The sequence below is a fragment of the Allobrachymonas chironomi DSM 19884 genome (assembly GCF_000374625.1).
Lineage (GTDB): Bacteria > Pseudomonadota > Gammaproteobacteria > Burkholderiales > Burkholderiaceae_C > Brachymonas > Brachymonas chironomi.
The window spans coordinates 1-19,864 of record NZ_KB894781.1 but is presented as its reverse complement, the minus strand read 5'-3'; the positions used below and the strand labels follow the sequence as shown (position 1 = coordinate 19,864).

General features: G+C 62.1%; 16 protein-coding genes, 2 tRNA genes and 1 pseudogene. 1 reads left to right on the top strand and 18 read right to left on the bottom strand.

The features are described from left to right. Window positions 1-207: pseudogene (locus tag C513_RS0111570) on the top strand (IS256 family transposase); the annotation flags it as partial. A gap of 15 nt (window positions 208-222) precedes the next feature. On the opposite strand, the gene C513_RS13390 reads toward C513_RS0111570, so the two are convergent. From C513_RS13390 to C513_RS0111480, 18 genes are all read right to left on the bottom strand, one after another. Beyond that, on the bottom strand, window positions 223-450 hold the full coding sequence (locus C513_RS13390; RefSeq protein ID WP_018716174.1) for a hypothetical protein: 228 nt from the start codon (window positions 448-450) through the stop codon (window positions 223-225). Between the two features lie 91 nt (window positions 451-541). Then, complete coding sequence (locus C513_RS0111560; RefSeq protein WP_018716173.1) at window positions 542-913, bottom strand: HVO_A0114 family putative DNA-binding protein; 372 nt, start codon at window positions 911-913, stop codon at window positions 542-544. 2 nt (window positions 914-915) lie between these two features. Further along, on the bottom strand, window positions 916-1,206 hold the full coding sequence (locus C513_RS0111555; protein ID WP_018716172.1) for a toxin-antitoxin system TumE family protein: 291 nt from the start codon (window positions 1,204-1,206) through the stop codon (window positions 916-918). A 163-nt stretch (window positions 1,207-1,369) separates the two neighbouring features. Then, a tRNA-Phe gene (locus tag C513_RS0111550) sits at window positions 1,370-1,445 on the bottom strand. 70 nt (window positions 1,446-1,515) lie between these two features. Continuing rightward, window positions 1,516-2,253 (bottom strand): response regulator, encoded by a 738-nt coding sequence (locus tag C513_RS0111545; protein WP_018716171.1) that lies wholly within the window; start codon window positions 2,251-2,253, stop codon window positions 1,516-1,518. Between the two features lie 80 nt (window positions 2,254-2,333). Further along, window positions 2,334-4,775 (bottom strand): sensor histidine kinase, encoded by a 2,442-nt coding sequence (locus tag C513_RS0111540; RefSeq protein ID WP_018716170.1) that lies wholly within the window; start codon window positions 4,773-4,775, stop codon window positions 2,334-2,336. Window positions 4,776-4,802: 27 nt separating this feature from the next. Beyond that, the gene (locus C513_RS13385) at window positions 4,803-5,426 is read right to left on the bottom strand and encodes a DUF4390 domain-containing protein (RefSeq protein ID WP_018716169.1); all 624 of its coding nucleotides are present in this window, start codon (window positions 5,424-5,426) and stop codon (window positions 4,803-4,805) included. Window positions 5,427-5,430: 4 nt separating this feature from the next. Then, window positions 5,431-6,843 (bottom strand): 16S rRNA (cytosine(967)-C(5))-methyltransferase RsmB, encoded by a 1,413-nt coding sequence (gene rsmB, locus C513_RS0111530; protein WP_018716168.1) that lies wholly within the window; start codon window positions 6,841-6,843, stop codon window positions 5,431-5,433. Between the two features lie 159 nt (window positions 6,844-7,002). After that, window positions 7,003-11,241 carry a DNA-directed RNA polymerase subunit beta' gene (gene rpoC / locus C513_RS0111525; RefSeq protein ID WP_018716167.1) on the bottom strand — a complete coding sequence of 1,413 codons (4,239 nt, stop codon included), beginning with the start codon at window positions 11,239-11,241 and terminating at the stop codon, window positions 7,003-7,005. Window positions 11,242-11,313: 72 nt separating this feature from the next. After that, window positions 11,314-15,426 (bottom strand): DNA-directed RNA polymerase subunit beta, encoded by a 4,113-nt coding sequence (rpoB, locus tag C513_RS0111520; protein ID WP_018716166.1) that lies wholly within the window; start codon window positions 15,424-15,426, stop codon window positions 11,314-11,316. 325 nt (window positions 15,427-15,751) lie between these two features. Next, window positions 15,752-16,129, bottom strand: coding sequence for a 50S ribosomal protein L7/L12 (rplL, locus tag C513_RS0111515; protein ID WP_026320799.1), 378 nt, complete (start codon window positions 16,127-16,129; stop codon window positions 15,752-15,754). 46 nt (window positions 16,130-16,175) lie between these two features. Further along, window positions 16,176-16,676 carry a 50S ribosomal protein L10 gene (rplJ, locus tag C513_RS0111510; RefSeq protein ID WP_026320798.1) on the bottom strand — a complete coding sequence of 167 codons (501 nt, stop codon included), beginning with the start codon at window positions 16,674-16,676 and terminating at the stop codon, window positions 16,176-16,178. A gap of 251 nt (window positions 16,677-16,927) precedes the next feature. Next, window positions 16,928-17,623 carry a 50S ribosomal protein L1 gene (gene rplA / locus C513_RS0111505; protein WP_018716163.1) on the bottom strand — a complete coding sequence of 232 codons (696 nt, stop codon included), beginning with the start codon at window positions 17,621-17,623 and terminating at the stop codon, window positions 16,928-16,930. A 1-nt stretch (window position 17,624) separates the two neighbouring features. Beyond that, window positions 17,625-18,056, bottom strand: coding sequence for a 50S ribosomal protein L11 (gene rplK / locus C513_RS0111500; RefSeq protein WP_018716162.1), 432 nt, complete (start codon window positions 18,054-18,056; stop codon window positions 17,625-17,627). Between the two features lie 117 nt (window positions 18,057-18,173). Beyond that, entirely contained in the window at window positions 18,174-18,743 is a 570-nt protein-coding gene (gene nusG, locus C513_RS0111495; RefSeq protein WP_026320797.1) for a transcription termination/antitermination protein NusG, read from the bottom strand. Between the two features lie 2 nt (window positions 18,744-18,745). Continuing rightward, complete coding sequence (secE, locus tag C513_RS0111490) at window positions 18,746-19,129, bottom strand: preprotein translocase subunit SecE (RefSeq protein ID WP_018716160.1); 384 nt, start codon at window positions 19,127-19,129, stop codon at window positions 18,746-18,748. 148 nt (window positions 19,130-19,277) lie between these two features. Then, window positions 19,278-19,353, bottom strand: a tRNA-Trp gene (locus C513_RS0111485). A 15-nt stretch (window positions 19,354-19,368) separates the two neighbouring features. Then, window positions 19,369-19,864, bottom strand: a 496-nt coding sequence (locus C513_RS0111480) for an EF-Tu C-terminal domain-related protein (RefSeq protein ID WP_018716159.1), incomplete at its 5' end; no start/stop codon positions are given.

Below are 19,864 nucleotides of genomic sequence, written 5' to 3'. Positions count from 1 at the left end.
GAGAGCCTGCACAGCCAGTTGCGCAAGATCATCAAGACGCGGGGGCACTTTCCCAACGATGATGCAGCCACCAAGCTGTTGTGGCTGGCGCTGCGAAACATCACGGCCGACTGGGGGCGCCCGGCCCGGGAGTGGCGCGAAGCGATGAACCAGTTTGCGATACTCTATGAAGAGCGTTTTACCGAGCCGGCACAGGCAGGACGGTAAGAGGCCTTCTAACAGTCACGGAAAATAACCCGACCGCCTCGCACACAGAAATTCTGACACTCCCAAAGCCGTCATCACATGGCGACGGGGGTGCTGTTGCTGCTGCCCGTCAATGTAGTCACGCAGGGCCTCATCCAGTACGGCCTGGAACTGGCGCCCCTGGTGTTCTGCAATCAGACGCATGGCTGTCAGCACTTCCGGTGCGGCCTGGGAAGAAAATTTTTCACGAACATGCGTGGTCATGGCTGCCCCATCATGATATTTCCTGATGATCCAGCATCACTGCCAAGACTTTGCCCAGACCGCCACCCCCGGCAAGAGCACCATGACATGGTCACACCATCACTTCCATCCGGAAGCGTTGCGCAACCGCCCTCACCTCCTTCATCCGGCCATGACCCGGCAAGGGCTTCTCCTCCACCGTGACCAGTCCAGCCTGTTCCAGCTGGTCCACATCCCGCTTCACTGCGCTACGATCACGCTGCAGTCTGGCCGCCAGGATGGTGATAGAGCCCGGCGCCTCCTTAACCGCTCGCAGCAGCTCCAGCTTGCTCACGGTCAGCAGTCGCAGCATGTCGGCAGGATCTTCGAAACTCAGCACGCGTTCGACTGGCAAAGGCTTGCCGGTATCTGCCAAAGCAGCAATCCTGGCACCACGCTGAAAAAACTCCTGTTCACTCGCGGTCCTGATGGTAACTTTGTGCATGTCTAACTCCTCAAGGCAATCCAGTCTGCCTGAAACTGCTCCTCCGTATCCTCGAAGCTGGTGAAGCGGACAGGCTCGACCTGTCCGAAATAATGGCGATGGTGGTAGCCGTGCTGGTTGTCATAGCCGACCACCCTTCCGTTATCGCCAGCGTATAAGGCATGGTTGATATAGGCCAGGTTATAGCGTGACACACGCCCTTGACCATCAACCCACACCTCGCGCCTGAGTTGACCATTGCCACGCTTGCGCGCAATATAGTGCACATCGTCAATGATCTTTTTATCAGCCATGATCTAATTTATCATGGCTGAAGGCCAGTGTACAGCACTATCTTGTCGCTGCCGGATATCAGCCGTCTCTATCCGCGCAAAACTCGACAACAATGGAGCCAATTCTGCAAAGAAAAACGGCCTGGAAGCAAAACTTCCAGGCCGTTGATTTCCTTGTATTTTCTGGTGGCTCGGGGCGGAATCGAACCACCGACACGCGGATTTTCAATCCGCTGCTCTACCAACTGAGCTACCGAGCCAACAAGCAGGTATTGTAGCGCGTTTTTTGCACTTTGCACAAGCTGCCGCCATTTTTTTGTCACATGCGCCTCAACCAGCCGCCTGCTTCTTCTCGCGCGCGATGTCCACGCCCAGCTGCTTGAGCTTGCGGTACAGGTGGGTGCGCTCCAGGCCGGTTTTTTCGGCCACGCGGGTCATGGAGCCGTTTTCGCGCTGCAAATGGTAGATGAAGTAGCAGCGCTCGAATTCGTCACGCGCATCACGCAGCGGCTTGTCCAGATCAAAACTCTGGAAGCTGTTCTGCCCGCTCATGCCCACCGGGGTAGCCACCACCGGCTGGAAGGCAGGAGCAGCCGCTGCCACGGCAGGCGTGCTGCTTACTGGCGCCACCATATCGGCACTGGCCATGACGGGCGCCGCCGCTGTCGGTGCGGGCGCGCTGACGACATCGGCCGGACGGGCGCCTTCGCGCGCCAGACCCAGCTGCACCGCCTTGAGCAGTTTCTGCATGGTGATCGGCTTTTCCAGGAAGGCCTGGGCACCGATGCGCGTGGCCTCCACGGCAGTATCGATGGTGGCATGGCCACTCATCATGATCACCGGCATGGTCAGCAGGCCCTGGCCGGACCATTCCTTGAGCAGCGTGACACCATCGGTATCGGGCATCCAGATGTCCAGCAAGACCAGGTCGTAGTTGCTCTGCTGACGCGCCTGACGCGCTTCGGCGGCGTTTTCCGCCAGGTCCACCGCGTGCCCTTCGTCGTTCAGGATTTCCGAAAGCAGTTCCCGTATGCCGTGTTCATCGTCCACGACCAGAATCTTTGCCATCTTTGTACTTCCTCACCCGGGAAAACCGGAATGTGTTGCGACAATGATACAGCCATTGTGCCACAGCAATCCAGGCTGCGTCAGCCCGTCGTGCCAGTACTTTCCTCATCCCCCTCGGGCAGCGGCGGGAACAGCAGGCTGACCTGTGCCCCGGCCACCTCGCCCGCCGGCTCGCGGTTGCCCACCTTAAGCCGTGCACCGTGCTCATCGGCGATTTTCTTCACCACGGCCAGGCCCAGCCCCGTGCCCTTGGACTTGGTCGTGACATAGGGCTCGAAGGCACGCACCAGAATGTGCTCCGGGAAACCGCCGCCCTCATCCTTGATCGACAGGCGCACCCGGCGCGTCATCGGACGCCACTGCGTCTGCAGCAGCACCGGCCGATCAACCAGCCCGGCATGCTCATGCGCATCCTGTGCGTTCTGCACCAGGTTGTGGATCACCTGGCGCAGCTGCTGGGCATCGGCCATCACCGGCCGGCACTCCGGGTCCAGCTCCAGCACCACCGGCACCGGCTGGCCCGATGCGCCGGCCTCGTACATCTGCACCACGTCGGTCACCAGCGCGTTCAGATCGATACGGGACAGTTCTGCCGCGGGCAAACGGGCATAGTCGCGGAACTCGTTGACCAGGCGCTTCATGGCATCGACCTGTTCCACGATGGTACGTACCGACTTGGACAGGATCGCCTGCTGCGGCTGCGGCAAGTTGTCCATCAGCTTGATCTCCATGCGCTCGGCCGAGAGCTGGATAGGTGTCAGCGGGTTCTTGATCTCGTGCGCCAGCCGACGCGCCACCTCGCCCCAGGCCTGCGCGCGCTGCGCCGAAATGATCGCCGAAATATCCTCGAACACCAGCAGTCGCGCGCCCTGCAGGTCCGGTACGGGCAGCTTCACGCCGCGCAGCATCAGCGTGGTATTGTCCTGCTGCAAGCCGGCATGCGATCCCGGATTCAGCTCCACCGTCTGCTGCCAGTACTCAGAGGTGGTCTTGCTGCGGAAACGCTCTTCCAGCAGCTCATCCTCCTGCTCCAGCGCACTGTCCTGCAGCAGCGGGGCCGGCTCCTCGCCCTCCTGCATCATCTCGAACTGGCTGGCCACGGCCTGGGCCAGCTGCTCCAGTCCGGCAAAACCGGCCAGCTCATGCCCCAGCAGGTCCGACTCCGTGATCTGCAGAATGCGCTCCGCGGCCGGGTTGACCGACAGCACATGGTCATCGGCGTCCAGCACCATCACGCCGCTGCTCAGGTTGTCCAGAATGGTCTGCAATTCGGCCCGCGAGGCATCGAGCTCGGCCATGCTGCTGGTCAACGCCTGCTGGGCATCGGCCAGCTGCTGCGTCATCATCGAGAAGGAACGCGTCAGCCCGGCGAGTTCGTCATCCGCCTCGTACACCTGCTTGGGGCTCAGGTCGCCCCGCGCCACCTGCTTCACGCCCTCGGCCAGCAGCAGCAGCGGACGCGCCAGCTGCGTGGCCAGCACCGCCGCCAGCAGCACCGCACCAAACACCGCCAGGATCAACGTCAGCGTCAGCGTACCGATGAACATGCGCGTCATGCCGCTGCGCGCCAGCGCGCGCTCCTGGTAATCGCGGTTGGCATCCTGCACCATGAGTGCGTTTTGCAGCAGCTCCTGCGGCAGCGGCTGTACCACCTGCAGGATCCAGGCCTGCTCCAGCAGGCCAAACTCGCTGGTGCGCACCAGGGTATAGGCCACGATGCGCGCATGGCGGCTGAGCTGCTGCTGCATTTTCTGCTCGGCCTGTGCATCGGCAATATCGACATCGGTCGAGGCTTCCAGCCCCTCGATGCTGGCCACCACCGGCTTGCTGTGCAGCTCGGCGATCAGCTCCGGCGTGGGCGCACCGGTCGAGGCGGCAAACAGGGCACCGCCGGCGCTGGCAATACGCTCGCCGCTTTGCGACCACAGCAGCATGTGCTCGGCATTCTGCTGCTGGCGCAGGCGCTCCAGCTCCATGTTCAGACTGAATGTCGGCGTGTTCACCAGCTGCTCGCCGGCGATCTGGGTCTTGATGCCGGTATCGCGCGTCATGGTGTCCAGCACATTGCGTCCCAGGTTCAGGCCCGCCCCCAGCGCCGTCTCCACCTTCACGTCAAACCAGCTTTCGATCGAGCTGCTCACGAACTGGTAGGACACCAGATAGATCAGCGCACCCGGCACGCTGGCCACCAGCACGAAGGCCGCCGCCAGCTTGAGCAGCAGCTTGCTGCCGAAGCGGCCACGCCGGTAGCGCGACCAGACACGCCAGCCCATCCAGACGATGATGGCAAACAGGATGACGGCCAGCACCAGGTTGACCACCAGCAGGCGTTCGAAATTGCGCTCGTAGAGGGCGCTGTTGCCGGTGGCCTGCGCCAGCAGGAACATCATCACCAGCACGATCGCCAGGATCAGCAGCAGGATCACCGGCACGGCCCAGCGCAGCGTGGTGCCGCTCGTCTTCCAGTAGCTGTCAAAGGACTTCAGCAAGCCCTGACGAAACGGGGAGGTGGAACGGGACATGGGACTGCAGCCGGCCTGTCAGGGCGATCAGGCCCCCGGCGTCACCAGCACCTGCTGGTTCAGGCGGAAGCTGCGGCGCGCCTCGATATTCCAGTCGGCCTGACTGCTGGCACCGATCTGCAGCGGCCGCTGCAGCTGGCTGACATCAAGCTGGAAGGCCACGTCCACGGCAAAGCCGGCATCCTTGTCCCAGTCGGCACTGGACAGCACTTCCCAGTTGGAAATGCGCTGGATCACGCCCAGCGCCTGCTGCAGCGTGTCGTAATTCTGGTTCACCGCCACGCCTGTCACACCGCTGCGGTTGAAGGGCTGGGTACTGAAATTCACGCGCCACTTGCGCGTCAGCGGCTGGTAGGCCAGCCGCATGTAGCGCTGCCGCCGGTGCACCGGCTTGTTCGACCAGTACCAGCGCTCCTGCACGGTATTGGTGCTGAACACGAAATACAGCGGCACCCCCTTGCTCAGGATGTCCTGCACGCCATCGGACAAGGAAAAGCGCACATTGCCGGTCATGCGTACCGCATCCTGCGTCAGCTCGAAGCGCACATTCTGGATCGATGCCGACGCCGCCCAGGCCGCCGGCATGCCGCCAGCCAGGCACAGGGAAGCCGCACCGGCAGCACGCAGCACATGGCGGCGGGACAGCGGCACGGACTCAGTCGCGTTTGGCAAGCAGGGCATAAAAGAAACCGTCATGATCCATCAGGCCAGTCACACCAGTGTCACCAGCCACCCCATTGTCCATGAGACTGGAAGCTCCCGTACCCTCCATGGGTAACAAATGCCCGGGAGCCGGCAGGCGAACGGCATCACTGTGGCAAGAAAGGAACGCCCCGATCTGGCCATCGCCCTCCTCCCTGAACACCGAGCAGGTGCAGTACAACAGGCGGCCGCCCGGCTTCAGCAGCGGCCACAAGGCCTGCAACAGACGTGCCTGCGCTGCCGCCAGCTGCGCCACATCCGAGGCCCGGCGCAGCCAGGGCACATCCGGATGACGCCGCACAATGCCCGATGCGGTACAGGGCGCATCCAGCAACATGCCGTCAAACAGGCTGCCATCCCACCAACTGTCGACTTGCGCTGCATCCACCGCGCGCACCTCGGCGGGCAGTTGCAGGCGCTGCAGCGTATCGTGGATTCGTTCGCAGCGCTGCGGATCCTGATCCAGCGCCAGCACCGCATGGTCGCCCAACTCCAGCAGGTGCGCCGTCTTGCCGCCAGGCGCGGCGCAGGCATCAAGCAGACGCAACGGCCGGTCCTGCGGCAGCGCCTGCAGCAGCAGCGGTGCCGCCAGTTGCGCCGCCATATCCTGCACCGAGACCCAGCCCTCGGCAAAACCCGGCAGCTGCTGCACCGGACAAGGGCGCTGCAGCACGATGCCATACGCCCCCTGACGCCAGCCGTCCAGCCCGGCCGGGCGCAACTGCTGCTCCAGATAGGCATCTGCCGTCATGTGCCGCGCATTGACACGCAGCGTCATCGGAGCCGCCTGCTGACCATGGCGAATCAGCGCCGCCGCCACGTCCGGCCCATGATCGCGCTGCAATCGCTGCAGCCACCAGTCCGGCACATTCAGCAAGGCCGGATCGCCCTGCGGGCTGGCCTGCTGCACGGCCTGACGCAAGGCCGCTTGCTCACGCAGATAACGGCGCAGCACGGCATTCACCATGGCCGCGCTGTGACGCAGCTTCGGATGGCGCTTGGCCGCTTCCACCGCCTGGTTGACCAGCGTGAAGTCGGTGTAGCCCCGGCTATCCTCGCGCTGCGCGCCAGCCTGCCAGGCCAGCACCAGCGCACTGTGCAGCAGGGCCTGCAGCAGCGGTGCCGGACGGCGCTGCACCAGCTGGCTGCACAGCAGCCGTCCCACGCCCAGTCCGCGCAAGGTCTCGAACACCAGCGCCTGCACGCCCGGGCGCAAGGCTGCCGGCACGGCCTCCAGCGCCGTGGTGGCACTGGCCCCGGCCTCGACCTTCTGCATCACCGCGGCCACCTGCTGCAGCTGATGCCACAGCGGCGTATCACCATGGGAAGCGGCGGGGTTCGGCGGGACTGATTCCGGCTTTTTCATCAGGATTCCTGTTGCAGGGATACGGGCCAACCAGCCGGTCAACCCAGAAAAAAACCTGTGCAGCACGGGCTGCACAGGTTCATCATGCACTTGCGTCAGCAGACGGACAAGCACCTGTGGCGATCCGGCAGCCGGTCCGGGACAGACCGCCGGTGTGGATCACTCCTCGCCAGCGTCCGTTTCCGGAGCTGCCGGAGCCGCTTCGCCCGCAACATCGTCGCTGGTGGCAAACAGGGTGTCCTCTTCGGCCTGGGCAATCGCCATGCGCTCGGCTTCGTCCATCTCGTCCTTGGCCTTGCGTGCCTGGTGGTAGGCCAGACCGGTACCAGCCGGAATCAGGCGACCCACGATCACGTTTTCCTTCAGGCCACGCAGCTCGTCGCGCTTGCCCATGATGGCAGCCTCGGTCAGCACGCGCGTGGTTTCCTGGAAGGACGCCGCGGAGATGAAGGAGTCGGTCGACAGCGACGCCTTGGTAATACCCAGCAGCAGGTTGCTGTAGGTCGATTCCATCTTGCCTTCGGCGCGCAGCGCGTCGTTGGTGTTCAGCATCTCGCTGCGCTCGACCTGTTCGCCGGCAATGTAGCCCGATTCGCCCGGGTTCTCCACCACCACGCGACGCAGCATCTGGCGCACGATCACCTCGATGTGCTTGTCGTTGATCTTCACGCCCTGCAGACGGTACACGTCCTGCACCTCGTCCACGATGTAGCGTGCCAGCTCCTCGATGCCCAGCAGGCGCAGGATGTCCTGCGGGTCGGCCGGACCGTCGACAATGCTTTCGCCCTTGTTCACCACCTGGCCTTCGTGCACCAGGATGCTCTTTTCCTTGGGCACCAGCTCTTCCCAGACCTTGCCTTCCGGATCGGTGATCTGCAGACGTACCTTGCCCTTGGTTTCCTTGCCGAAGGAGATGGTACCGGTCATCTCGGCCAGCACGCCCTTGTCCTTGGGCGTACGGGCTTCGAACAGCTCGGCCACGCGCGGCAGACCACCCACGATGTCGCGGGTCTTCTGGCCTTCCATCGGGATGCGCGCCAGCACTTCGCCGGGGCCCACTTCCTGGTCGTCACGCACCTGGATCAGCGCGCCCACCTGGAAGCCGATGGTCACCGAGTGGTCGGTACCGGGGATCTTCACTTCCTTGCCTTCGGCATCGATCAGCTTCACCAGCGGACGCACCACCTTGGTGGAGCCACGGCGCTTGGGATCGATCACCACCAGCGTGGACAGGCCGGTCACCTCGTCGACCTGCTTGGCCACGGTCAGACCTTCCTCGACGTTCTCGAACTTCACCTGACCGGCGTATTCGGTAATGATCGGGCGCGTCAGCGGGTCCCAGTTGGCCAGGATGGTACCGGCCTTGATCTGCTGGTCGGCCTTGATCGCCAGGGTCGCGCCATACGGCACCTTGTGGCGCTCGCGCTCACGGCCATGCTCGTCGGAAATGATGATCTCGCCGGAACGGGAAATCACCACCAGCTCGCCCTTGCGGTTGCTCACGTAGCGCATCATCGAGTTGAAACCGATGAAACCGTTGGAACGCGCTTCCACGCTGCTGGCGATGGCGGCACGCGAAGCGGCACCACCAATGTGGAAGGTACGCATGGTCAGCTGGGTACCCGGCTCACCGATGGATTGGGCCGCGATCACGCCGACCGCCTCGCCCACGTTCACCAGACCGCCGCGACCCAGGTCACGGCCATAGCAGGTTGCGCACAGGCCGAAACGGGTGGCACAGGTCAGTGCGGTACGCACCTTGACCTCGTCCACGCCGGCGGCTTCCAGCACATCCATCAAGTCCTCGTCGAACATTTCGCCCGGACGGGTCAGCACTTCACGCGTTTCCGGGTGCAGCACATCCTCGGCAGCAGAACGGCCCAGGATACGATCGCGCAGCGATTCGATCACCTCGCCGCCCTCGACGATGGCGCGCATCACCTGACCATCGCTGGTACCGCAATCATGCTCGGTCACCACCAGGTCCTGCGTCACGTCCACCAGACGGCGTGTCAGGTAACCGGAGTTGGCCGTCTTCAGTGCCGTATCCGCCAGACCCTTTCGGGCACCGTGCGTGGAGATGAAGTACTGCAGCACGTTCAGGCCTTCGCGGAAGTTCGCGGTAATCGGCGTCTCGATAATCGAGCCGTCCGGCTTGGCCATCAGGCCACGCATGCCAGCCAGCTGACGGATCTGCGCCGCAGAGCCTCGCGCACCGGAGTCGGCCATCATGTAGATGGAGTTGAACGATTCCTGGTCGACTTCCTTGCCCTCGCGGTCGTTGGTCTTCTGCTTGGCCAGCTGGGCCATCATGACCTTGGACACTTCGTCACCGGCCTTGCCCCAGATGTCCACCACCTTGTTGTAGCGCTCGCCCGCGGTCACCAGACCGGAGGAGTACTGCTGCTGGATTTCCTTCACTTCGGCTTCGGCACGGCCAATGATCTCGTGCTTCTGCGGCGGCACCAGCATGTCCTCGATCGCGATCGAGATGCCGGCGCGCGTGGCCAGACGGAAACCGTTCTGCAGCAGCTTGTCGGCAAACACCACGGTTTCCTTCAGGCCGCACTTGCGGAACGAGCTGTTGATCAGCCTGGAGATTTCCTTCTTCTTCAGCGTCTTGTTCATGGTGCTGAACGGCAGGCCCTTGGGCAGGATCTCGGACAGCAGCGCACGGCCCACGGTGGTTTCCACCAGACCGGTCTTCGGCACGAACTCGCCGGTTTCCTTGTTCTTGCCGTACTCGGTCAGACGCACGGAAATGCGGGTCGTCAGCTCGACTTCCTTGCTTTCCAGCGCGCGCTCGACTTCCTGGATGTCGGCAAACACCATGCCTTCACCCTTGCCGTTGATCTTCTCGCGGGTGGCGTAGTACAGACCCAGCACCACGTCCTGCGACGGCACGATGGAGGGTTCGCCGGACGCCGGGAACAGCACGTTGTTGGAAGCCAGCATCAGCACGCGCGCTTCCAGCTGCGCTTCCACCGACAGCGGCACGTGCACAGCCATCTGGTCACCGTCAAAGTCGGCGTTGAACGCGGAACAGACCAGCGGGTGCAGCTGGATCGCCTTGCCCTCGATCAGGATCGGCTCGAACGCCTGGATACCCAGACGGTGCAGCGTCGGCGCACGGTTCAGCATCACCGGGTGCTCGCGGATCACCTCTTCCAGGATGTCCCACACCACCGGGTTGTTGTTCTCGACTTCCTTCTTCGCCTGCTTGATGGTGTTGGCGATGCCCATCTGCTCCAGACGGGCAAAGATGAAGGGCTTGAACAGCTCCAGCGCCATCAGCTTGGGCAGACCGCACTGGTGCAGCTTCAGGGTCGGGCCCACGGTAATCACGGAACGACCGGAGTAGTCCACGCGCTTGCCCAGCAGGTTCTGGCGGAAGCGGCCGCCCTTGCCCTTGATCATGTCGGCCAGCGACTTCAGGGCACGCTTGTTGGCGCCGGTCATGGCCTTGCCACGACGGCCGTTGTCCAGCAGGCTGTCCACCGCTTCCTGCAGCATGCGCTTCTCGTTGCGCGCGATGATTTCCGGAGCCTTCAGCTCCAGCAGGCGACGCAGACGGCTGTTGCGGTTGATCACGCGGCGGTACAGGTCGTTCAGGTCGGAGGTGGCAAAACGACCACCATCCAGCGGCACCAGCGGACGCAGGTCCGGCGGCAGCACCGGCAGCACTTCCAGCACCATCCACTCCGGCTTGATGCCGGACTTGCGGAAGGCTTCCAGCACCTTCAGGCGCTTGGCATTCTTCTTGACCTTGACTTCGGAGCCGGTCAGGTCACCACGCAGGTGCTCGATCTCGGAATCGATATCGATGCTTTCCAGCAGGTCCTTGATACCCTCGGCGCCCATCTTGGCCTGGAATTCGTCGCCGTATTCTTCCAGGTTCTTGTCATAGTCGTCCTCGGACATGATGCTGAACTTCTTCAGCGGCGTCATGCCGGGATCGGTTACCACATAAGCCTCGAAGTACAGCACGCGCTCGATGTCGCGCAGCGTCATGTCCAGCACCAGACCCAGACGGGACGGCAGGGACTTCAGGAACCAGATGTGGGCGCAAGGCGCAGCCAGGTCAATGTGGCCCATGCGCTCGCGGCGCACCTTGGTCTGGGTCACTTCCACGCCGCACTTCTCGCAGATCACGCCGCGATGCTTCAGGCGCTTGTACTTGCCGCACAGGCATTCGTAGTCCTTGATCGGGCCAAAGATCTTGGCGCAGAACAGGCCGTCACGCTCGGGCTTGAAGGTACGGTAGTTGATGGTTTCCGGCTTTTTCACTTCGCCGAAGGACCAGGAGCGGATCTTCTCGGGCGAAGCCAGGCCGATCTTGATGGCGTCGAAGTGCTCTTCGGGCTTGATTTGTTTGAACAGGTCGAGCAAAGATTTCATGATGACTCTTTCCTAAATGAGGATGCAACAAGGGGAACACGCAGGGGACGGGCACCGCAGTGCCCTGCCCGGTCAGCCGCGTTCCAGCTCGATATCGATACCCAGAGAGCGGATTTCCTTGACCAGCACGTTGAACGATTCCGGCATGCCGGCATCGATGGCGTGCTCGCCCTTGACGATGTTTTCGTAAACCTTGGTACGGCCCTGCACGTCGTCGGACTTGACAGTCAGCATTTCCTGCAGCACGTAGGACGCGCCGTAGGCTTCCAGTGCCCACACCTCCATCTCACCGAAACGCTGGCCACCGAACTGGGCCTTGCCGCCCAGCGGCTGTTGCGTCACCAGCGAGTACGGACCGGTGGAACGGGCGTGCATCTTGTCGTCCACCAGGTGATGCAGCTTCAGGAAGTGCATGTAGCCGATGGTGGTCGGGCGCTCGAAGCGCTCGCCGGTACGGCCGTCATACAGGTAGGCCTGGGTGCGCGAAGCCGTCAGGCCCTTGGCTTCGGCCACTTCGTCCGGGTAGGCCAGCTTCAGCATGCCCAGGATTTCCTCTTCGGAGGCACCGTCGAACACCGGCGTGGCGAACGGCAGGCCGCCCGTCAGGTTGCCGGCCATGGACATGACCTCGTCATCGGACAGGTGCTGCAGCTGCTCGGCGCGGCCGGAGCTGTTGTAGACCTTTTCCAGATACTGGCGCACATCGGCAGCCGCCTTTTCCTGCTGCAGCATATCGTTGATGCGCTGGCCAATGCCCTTGCCGGCCCAGCCCAGGTGCACTTCCAGCACCTGACCCACGTTCATGCGCGAAGGCACGCCCAGCGGGTTCAGCACGATGTCAGCCGGGGTACCGTCAGCCATGTAGGGCATATCCTCGATCGGCACGATCTTGGACACCACACCCTTGTTGCCGTGGCGACCGGCCATCTTGTCACCCGGCTGCAGGCGGCGCTTCACGGCCAGGTAGACCTTGACCATCTTCAGCACGCCAGCGGGCAGCTCGTCGCCCTGCGTCAGCTTCTTGCGCTTTTCCTCGAAGGCCAGGTCGAAGCTGTGACGCTCCTGCTCCAGCGACTTCTTCACGCTCTCGATCTGGTCGGCCACGGTTTCATCTGCCGGGCGGATGTCGAACCAGTGGTACTTGTCCAGGCCATCCAGGTACTTGGCATCGATGGTGCTGCCACGGGCCAGCTTCTGCGGACCGCCGTTGGCTACCTTGCCAATCAGGATCTTGCGCAGACGGTCCATCGCGTCCACTTCCACGATACGCATCTGGTCGTTCAGGTCCAGGCGGAAACGCTTCAGTTCGTCGTCAATGATCTGCTGGGCGCGCTTGTCGCGCTGGATGCCTTCGCGGGTGAACACCTGCACGTCGATCACGGTACCGCTGGAACCCTGGTCCACGCGCAGCGAGGTGTCCTTCACGTCGGATGCCTTCTCGCCGAAGATCGCGCGCAGCAGCTTCTCTTCCGGCGTCAGCGTGGTCTCGCCCTTGGGCGTGACCTTGCCTACCAGCACGTCGCCCGGATTCACTTCCGCGCCCACGTAGATGATGCCGGAATCGTCCAGACGGTTCAGCTGCACTTCGCTCAGGTTCGGGATGTCACGCGTGATTTCCTCGGCGCCCAGCTTGGTGTCGCGCGCCATCACCACCAGTTCCTCGATGTGGATGGAGGTGTAGCGGTCTTCGGCCACCACGCGTTCGCTGATCAGGATCGAGTCCTCGAAGTTGTAGCCGTTCCAGGGCATGAAGGCGATCAGCATGTTCTGGCCAATGGCGATCTCGCCCAGGTCAGTCGATGCGCCGTCAGCCACCACGTCACCCTTGGCCAGCACGTCGCCACGCTTGACGATCGGGCGCTGGTGGATGTTGGTGTTCTGGTTGGAACGCTGGTACTTGATCAGGTTGTAGATGTCCACGCCCACTTCGCCGGCCACGGCTTCGTTGTCGTTGACACGGACCACGATACGGGTGGCATCGACATAGTCGACCACGCCACCACGGCTGGCCGTCACCACGGTGCCGGAGTCGACTGCCGCCACGCGCTCGATGCCGGTACCCACCATGGGCTTTTCCGGACGCAGCACGGGCACGGCCTGACGCGACATGTTGGCACCCATCAGGGCACGGTTCGCGTCGTCGTGCTCCAGGAAGGGCACCAGGGCGGCCGCCACCGACGCGATCTGCGCCGGGGACACGTCCATGTACTGCACTTCGGCCGGATCGACCAGCACGGATTCGCCCTTTTCACGGGCAGAAACCAGCTCGCCGGTCAGATGACCTTCCTCGTCCAGCGTGGCGTTCGCCTGGGCGATGATGTACTTGTTTTCCTCGATGGCCGACAGGTAGTGCACCTCGTCGGTCACCTTGCAGTCCACCACGCGGCGGTAGGGAGTCTCGATGAAACCATACTCGTTCAACTGGGCGTACAGCGCCAGCGAGTTGATCAGACCGATGTTCGGGCCTTCCGGCGTCTCGATCGGGCAAACGCGGCCATAGTGCGTCGGGTGCACGTCGCGCACCTCGAAGCCGGCGCGTTCGCGCGTCAGGCCGCCCGGGCCCAGTGCGGAGACACGACGCTTGTGCGTGATCTCGGACAGCGGGTTGGTCTGGTCCATGAACTGGGACAGCTGGGACGCACCGAAGAACTCCTTCAGCGCCGCGGAAATCGGCTTGGAGTTGATCAGGTCATGCGGCATCAGCGGTTCCTGCTCGGCCTGGCCCAGACGTTCCTTCACGGCCTTCTCGATCCGGGCCAGACCGGTGCGGAACTGGTTCTCGGCCAGCTCGCCGACACAACGCACGCGGCGGTTGCCCAGGTGGTCGATGTCGTCGACTTCGCCACGGCCGTTGCGCAGGTCCACCAGCGTCTTGACCACGGCCATGATGTCCTCGTTGGACAGCACCATCGCGCCTTCGGCCTCGTCGCGACCGATGCGGGCGTTGAACTTCATGCGGCCCACGCGCGACAGGTCGTAGCTGTCCTCGCTGTAGAACAGGCGATGGAACAGCGCCTGCACCGCGTCTTCGGTCGGCGGTTCGCCGGGACGCATCATGCGGTAGATTGCCACGCGCGCGGCAAACTCGTCAGCCGTGTCGTCAATGCGCAGCGTCTGGGAGATATAGGCACCCTGATCCAGCTCATTGGTGAAGATGCAGGAAATCTCCTGGATGCCGGCTTCGCGCAGCTTCTTCAGCAGCGCCTCGGTCAGCTCCTCGTTGGCCTTGGCGATGATCTCGCCGGTGTCGCCATCGATGATGTTGTTGCTCAGCACACGGCCGATCAGGAAGTCTTCCGGCACGCTCACGTGGCTGGTCTGTCCAGCATCCAGTTCGCGGATGTGCTTGGCGGTGATGCGCTTGTCCTTGGCAACAACGACCTTGCCGTCCTTGTCGATGATGTCGAAACGCGCCACTTCACCCTTCAGGCGCTCGGGTACCAGCTCCATCTGGGCGCCACTGTCCATCAGGCGGAAGTGGTCGTTCACGAAGAAGTTGGCCAGGATCTGCTCGGGGTTCAGGCCGATGGCCTTGAGCAGGATGGTGACCGGCATCTTGCGGCGACGGTCGACACGGAAATACAGCACGTCCTTCGGATCGAACTCGAAGTCCAGCCAGGAGCCGCGGTAGGGAATGATACGGGCGCTGAACAGCAGCTTGCCCGAGCTGTGCGTCTTGCCCTTGTCGTGTTCGAAGAACACGCCGGGCGAACGGTGCAGCTGGGACACGATCACGCGCTCGGTACCGTTGATGATGAAGGAGCCTTTCTCGGTCATCAGGGGCACTTCGCCCATGTAGACTTCCTGTTCCTTCACTTCCTTGACCACCTTGGACTGGGCAGTGGAAGCATCACGGTCGTAAATGATGAGTTGCACGCGGGCACGCACGGCAGAGCCGAAGGTCAGGCCACGCGTCTGGCATTCGCGCACGTCAAACGCGGGCTTGGCCAGGTTGTACTCGATGAATTTCATTTCCACAAAACCGTTGTGCGAGACAATCGGGAATGCGGATTCGAACGCAGCCTGCAGACCTTCTGCACGCCGTTTCTTGGGTGCAACGTCCTTTTGCAGGAAGGCGGTGTAGGCATCACGCTGCATTTGCAGCAGATACGGAATTTTCAGCACGCTGTCGCGTGTACCAAAGCTCTTGCGGATCCGTTTGCGTTCGGTATAGCTGTAAGACATGGGCTCTCCAGGTGAAGACGTCTAGCATTCTGGCTTGCTAGCGCGGCGGTTAGTCTTTCCTCGGATGGATGCGGGCCTGCGCTTGCCCGCAATCTTGGTGGCTGGCCCCTACCAGCCATTGGCAGACGGTCACGCGTTGCACGCGACCCGAACCAAGGGTCTTCCGCCATCGGGAACAGAAGACACTTTCAAGCACGGCAGACCTGTCGGCAGCTGCACTTGAAGGTGTTTTCTGCATCAGGGCCGGAACGAATCCCGAACCCTGGCAAGAAACACCAAAGGCTGGAATGCCTTTGCGGACATTCCAGCCTCGGGAGAAACCCAATTACTTGAGTTCTGCCTTGGCACCAGCGTCGACCAGCTTCTTCTGGGCGGCTTCGGCGTCGGCCTTGGGCATGGCTTCCTTGATGGTCTTGGGAGCGCCGTCGACCAGGTCCTTGGCTTCCTTCAGACCCAGGCCGGTGATTTCGCGCACCACCTTGATCACGCCAACCTTCTGGGCGCCAGCTTCGGTCAGGACCAGATCGAAATCGGTCTTTTCTTCAGCAGCAGCAGCGCCGCCAGCAGCGCCGCCAGCAGCGGGAGCAGCCATAGCGGCAGCGCTCACGCCAAACTTCTCTTCGATAGCCTTCACCAGCTCGTTCAGTTCCATAACGGACATGCTGTCCAGAGCGGTCAGGAATGCGTCTTTATCAAATGCCATGATGTTTTCCTAAAAAATGATGTTGGTTGACAGGATCTGCCGCCACTCAGGCTGCAGCCTCCTCGCCTTTTTTCTCTGCCAGAGCCGCCAGCACGCGTGCAGTACGCGATACCGGAGACATGAACAGGCCACACAGCTGCGACAGCAGCACTTCCTTGGTAGGAATGTTGGCCAGCTCTTTCACGCCGTTCACATCCAGAACTTTTCCGGCATAGACGCCGCCACGGATGACCAGCTTGTCGTTGGTCTTGGCGAAATCGGCCACCACCTTGGCGGCGGCCACTGCGTCTTCGGAGAAGCCATAGATCAGCGGACCAGTCATCTGGTCGGACACGGACTCGAAGCTGCTGCCGGACACGGCACGACGGGCCAGCGTGTTCTTCAACACGCTCAGGCTCACGCCCTGGCTACGGGCCTTGCTGCGCAGCTCGGTCATGTCGGCTACCGTAATACCACGGTATTCCGCCATCACGAGCGTTTGAGCTTTAGCGGCGAGTTCGGTCACTTCGTTGATGACCGCTTCTTTCTCACTGCGATTGAGACTCAAGATCTACTCCTCAAAATGTGCACGGGATTGCTCCACATGCACGCCCTTACTTGCAGCGACCAACTCACTTTCGGAAACACGGAACCGGTTGCCCGATTCCCTTCAACCTCTTGTGTGCGGGATCGCCATCTGCGCTGGCTGCAGGATTAAGTGCCTTGCGGCACGCCAGCGGTCTTGGATGGCCTGCCGGACCGGAGTCCGGCAGCCCACCTCCTGCACCGGTTGCCCGGTGCAAAGCCTTATCGCGCCAATCAGGCAGCGATGGTCTGGGTGTCGACGCGAACGCCAACGCCCTGGGTAGAAGACACTGCCACCTTGCGCAGGTACAGACCCTTGCTGCTGGCCGGCTTGGCCTTGTTCAGCGCTTCCACCAGAGCTGCCAGGTTGCCCTGCAGCTTCTCGTTGTCAAAGGAACGCAGACCGATGGTCGTGTGGATGATGCCAGCCTTGTCGACGCGGAACTGGACCTGGCCAGCCTTGGCGTTCTTGACAGCGGTTGCCACATCGGGAGTCACGGTGCCCACCTTGGGGTTGGGCATCAGACCGCGCGGACCCAGGATCTGACCCAGCGTACCCACCACGCGCATCGCGTCGGGAGCAGCAATCACCACGTCGAACGGCATGTTGCCGGCCTTGACTTCAGCAGCCAGGTCGTCCATGCCCACCACGTCGGCACCAGCCGCCTTGGCTTCCTCGGCCTTGGCACCCTGCGCGAACACGGCCACGCGCTTGATCTTGCCGGTACCATTGGGCAGCACCACGGCACCACGCACCACCTGGTCGGACTTCTTGGCGTCCACACCCAGTTGCACGGCCACATCGATGGATTCATCGAACTTGGCGGTAGCACATTCCTTCACCAGGTCCAGTGCTTCAGCCACGGCGTACAGCTTGTTGCTGTCAACCTTGCCCTCCAGGGCTTTTTGCTTCTTGGTCAGCTTGGCCATCTCACACGCCCTCCACAGTGACGCCCATGGCACGGGCAGAACCGGCGATCGTGCGCACGGCGGCGTCCAGATCGGCGGCAGTCAGATCCTTCATCTTGGCCTTGGCAATTTCTTCCAGCTGTTCGCGGGTGATCTTGCCGACCTTGTCGGTGTTCGGCTTGGCAGAACCCTTGTCCAGCTTGATGGCCTTCTTGATCAGCGTCGCTGCGGGCGGCGTCTTGATGATGAAGGTGAAGCTCTTGTCTGCAAACGCGGTGATCACCACCGGCAGCGGCAGACCCGGCTCGACGCCCTGGGTCTGGGCGTTGAACGCCTTGCAGAATTCCATGATGTTCAGACCGCGCTGGCCCAGAGCGGGACCAATCGGCGGCGAGGGGTTGGCTTTGCCAGCCGGCACTTGCAGCTTGATAAAGCCGACGATTTTCTTCGCCATGCTATTTCTCCTTGCGGGTAATAACGCCTGCCAACAGCAGGCTCCCCGGGGTTATGACCCTGGCTTGACGGTGATGCGCGGGTCGTGAAACGCAGCACCCAAAACTGGCGACCTGAATCAGGTCTTTTCGATCTGGGAAAACTCCAGCTCGACCGGCGTGGCACGACCGAAAATGGTCACCGACACGCGCAGCTTGTTCTTCTCGTAGTTGACTTCCTCGATGCTGCCGTTGAAGTCCGCAAACGGGCCTTCCTTGACGCGCACCATTTCGCCCACCTCGAACTCCACCTTGTGGCGCGGCTTCTCGCTGCCTTCCTGCATCTGGCTGACGATCTTCTGCACATCAGCCTGCGAAATCGGGGTCGGACGATTGCGGGCACCACCCACAAAGCCGGTCACCTTGCTGGTCTGCTTGACCAGGTGCCAGCTCTCGTCATCCATGATCATTTCCACCAGCACATAGCCGGGGAAGAACTTGCGCTCGGTGGTGCGCTTCTGGCCATTCTTGACCTCGACCACCTCTTCGGTCGGCACCAGGATGCGACCAAACTTGTCCTGCATGTCGGCGCGTGTGATGCGCTCCTGTAGATTGCGCTCGACAGCACGCTCCATGCCCGAATAGGCCTGCACCACGTACCAGCGAAAATCGGGATTGGCTGCCGCTTCCAGCATCGTTCCTTCTGTCATGCTTACCTCCATCCCAGAATCAGGCCATACAGAATCCATTCCAGGGTCTTGTCGGTGAGCCACAGAAAGGTAGACATCACGAGCACGAACAGGAACACGAACAGGGTCGTCTGCGATGCTTCCTTGCGCGATGGCCAGACCACCTTGCGCACTTCACGGAAAGCCTCGCGGAAAAAATCCACCAGACTACGACCGGACGCAGAGGTCAGGTAGGCAGCAACACCGGCAGCAACACCTGCCAGCAGGGCCACCCACTGCACCAGGGCACCCTGGGACGCCAGCATGAAATACGCAACGAAACCCGCCAGCACCAGCAGTGCAGCAACGGCTACCTTGGCCTTGTCGGCACCGGTAGTGACTGTTTCAACCTGAGGAGAAGAAGCCATGTGGCAATTCCAGAATATGCAGATCCGGGCAACACACCAGGATCAGACTGTCGCCAAAAAGAGCGAAGCCTTATATTTTATATCGACTTGCAGAAATAGTAAAGCCCGCTTTGCAGCGGGCTTCTCTTTTTTGCCACACCTCAGAGGGTGGCAGGGGCAGAGGGAATCGAACCCCCAACCTTCGGTTTTGGAGACCGACGCTCTGCCAATTGAGCTATACCCCTATATCCTTGCGTTGATTACGCAATGATCTTGGCAACCACGCCAGCGCCGACGGTACGGCCACCTTCGCGGATAGCGAAACGCAGACCTTCTTCCATGGCGATCGGGGCGATCAGCTTCACGGTGATGGACACGTTGTCACCCGGCATCACCATTTCCTTGTCGGCCGGCAGCTCGATGGAACCGGTCACGTCCGTGGTACGGAAGTAGAACTGGGGACGGTAGTTGTTGAAGAACGGCGTGTGACGGCCACCTTCGTCCTTGGACAGCACGTACACCTCGGCGGTGAACTCGGTGTGCGGCTTGATGGAACCCGGCTTGCACAGCACCTGGCCGCGTTCGACGTCTTCACGCTTGGTGCCGCGCAGCAGGATACCGACGTTGTCGCCAGCCTGACCCTGGTCCAGCAGCTTGCGGAACATTTCCACGCCCGTGCAGGTCGTCTTCTGGGTGTCCTTGATACCCACGATCTCGATTTCCTCGCCGACCTTGATGATGCCGCGCTCGACGCGA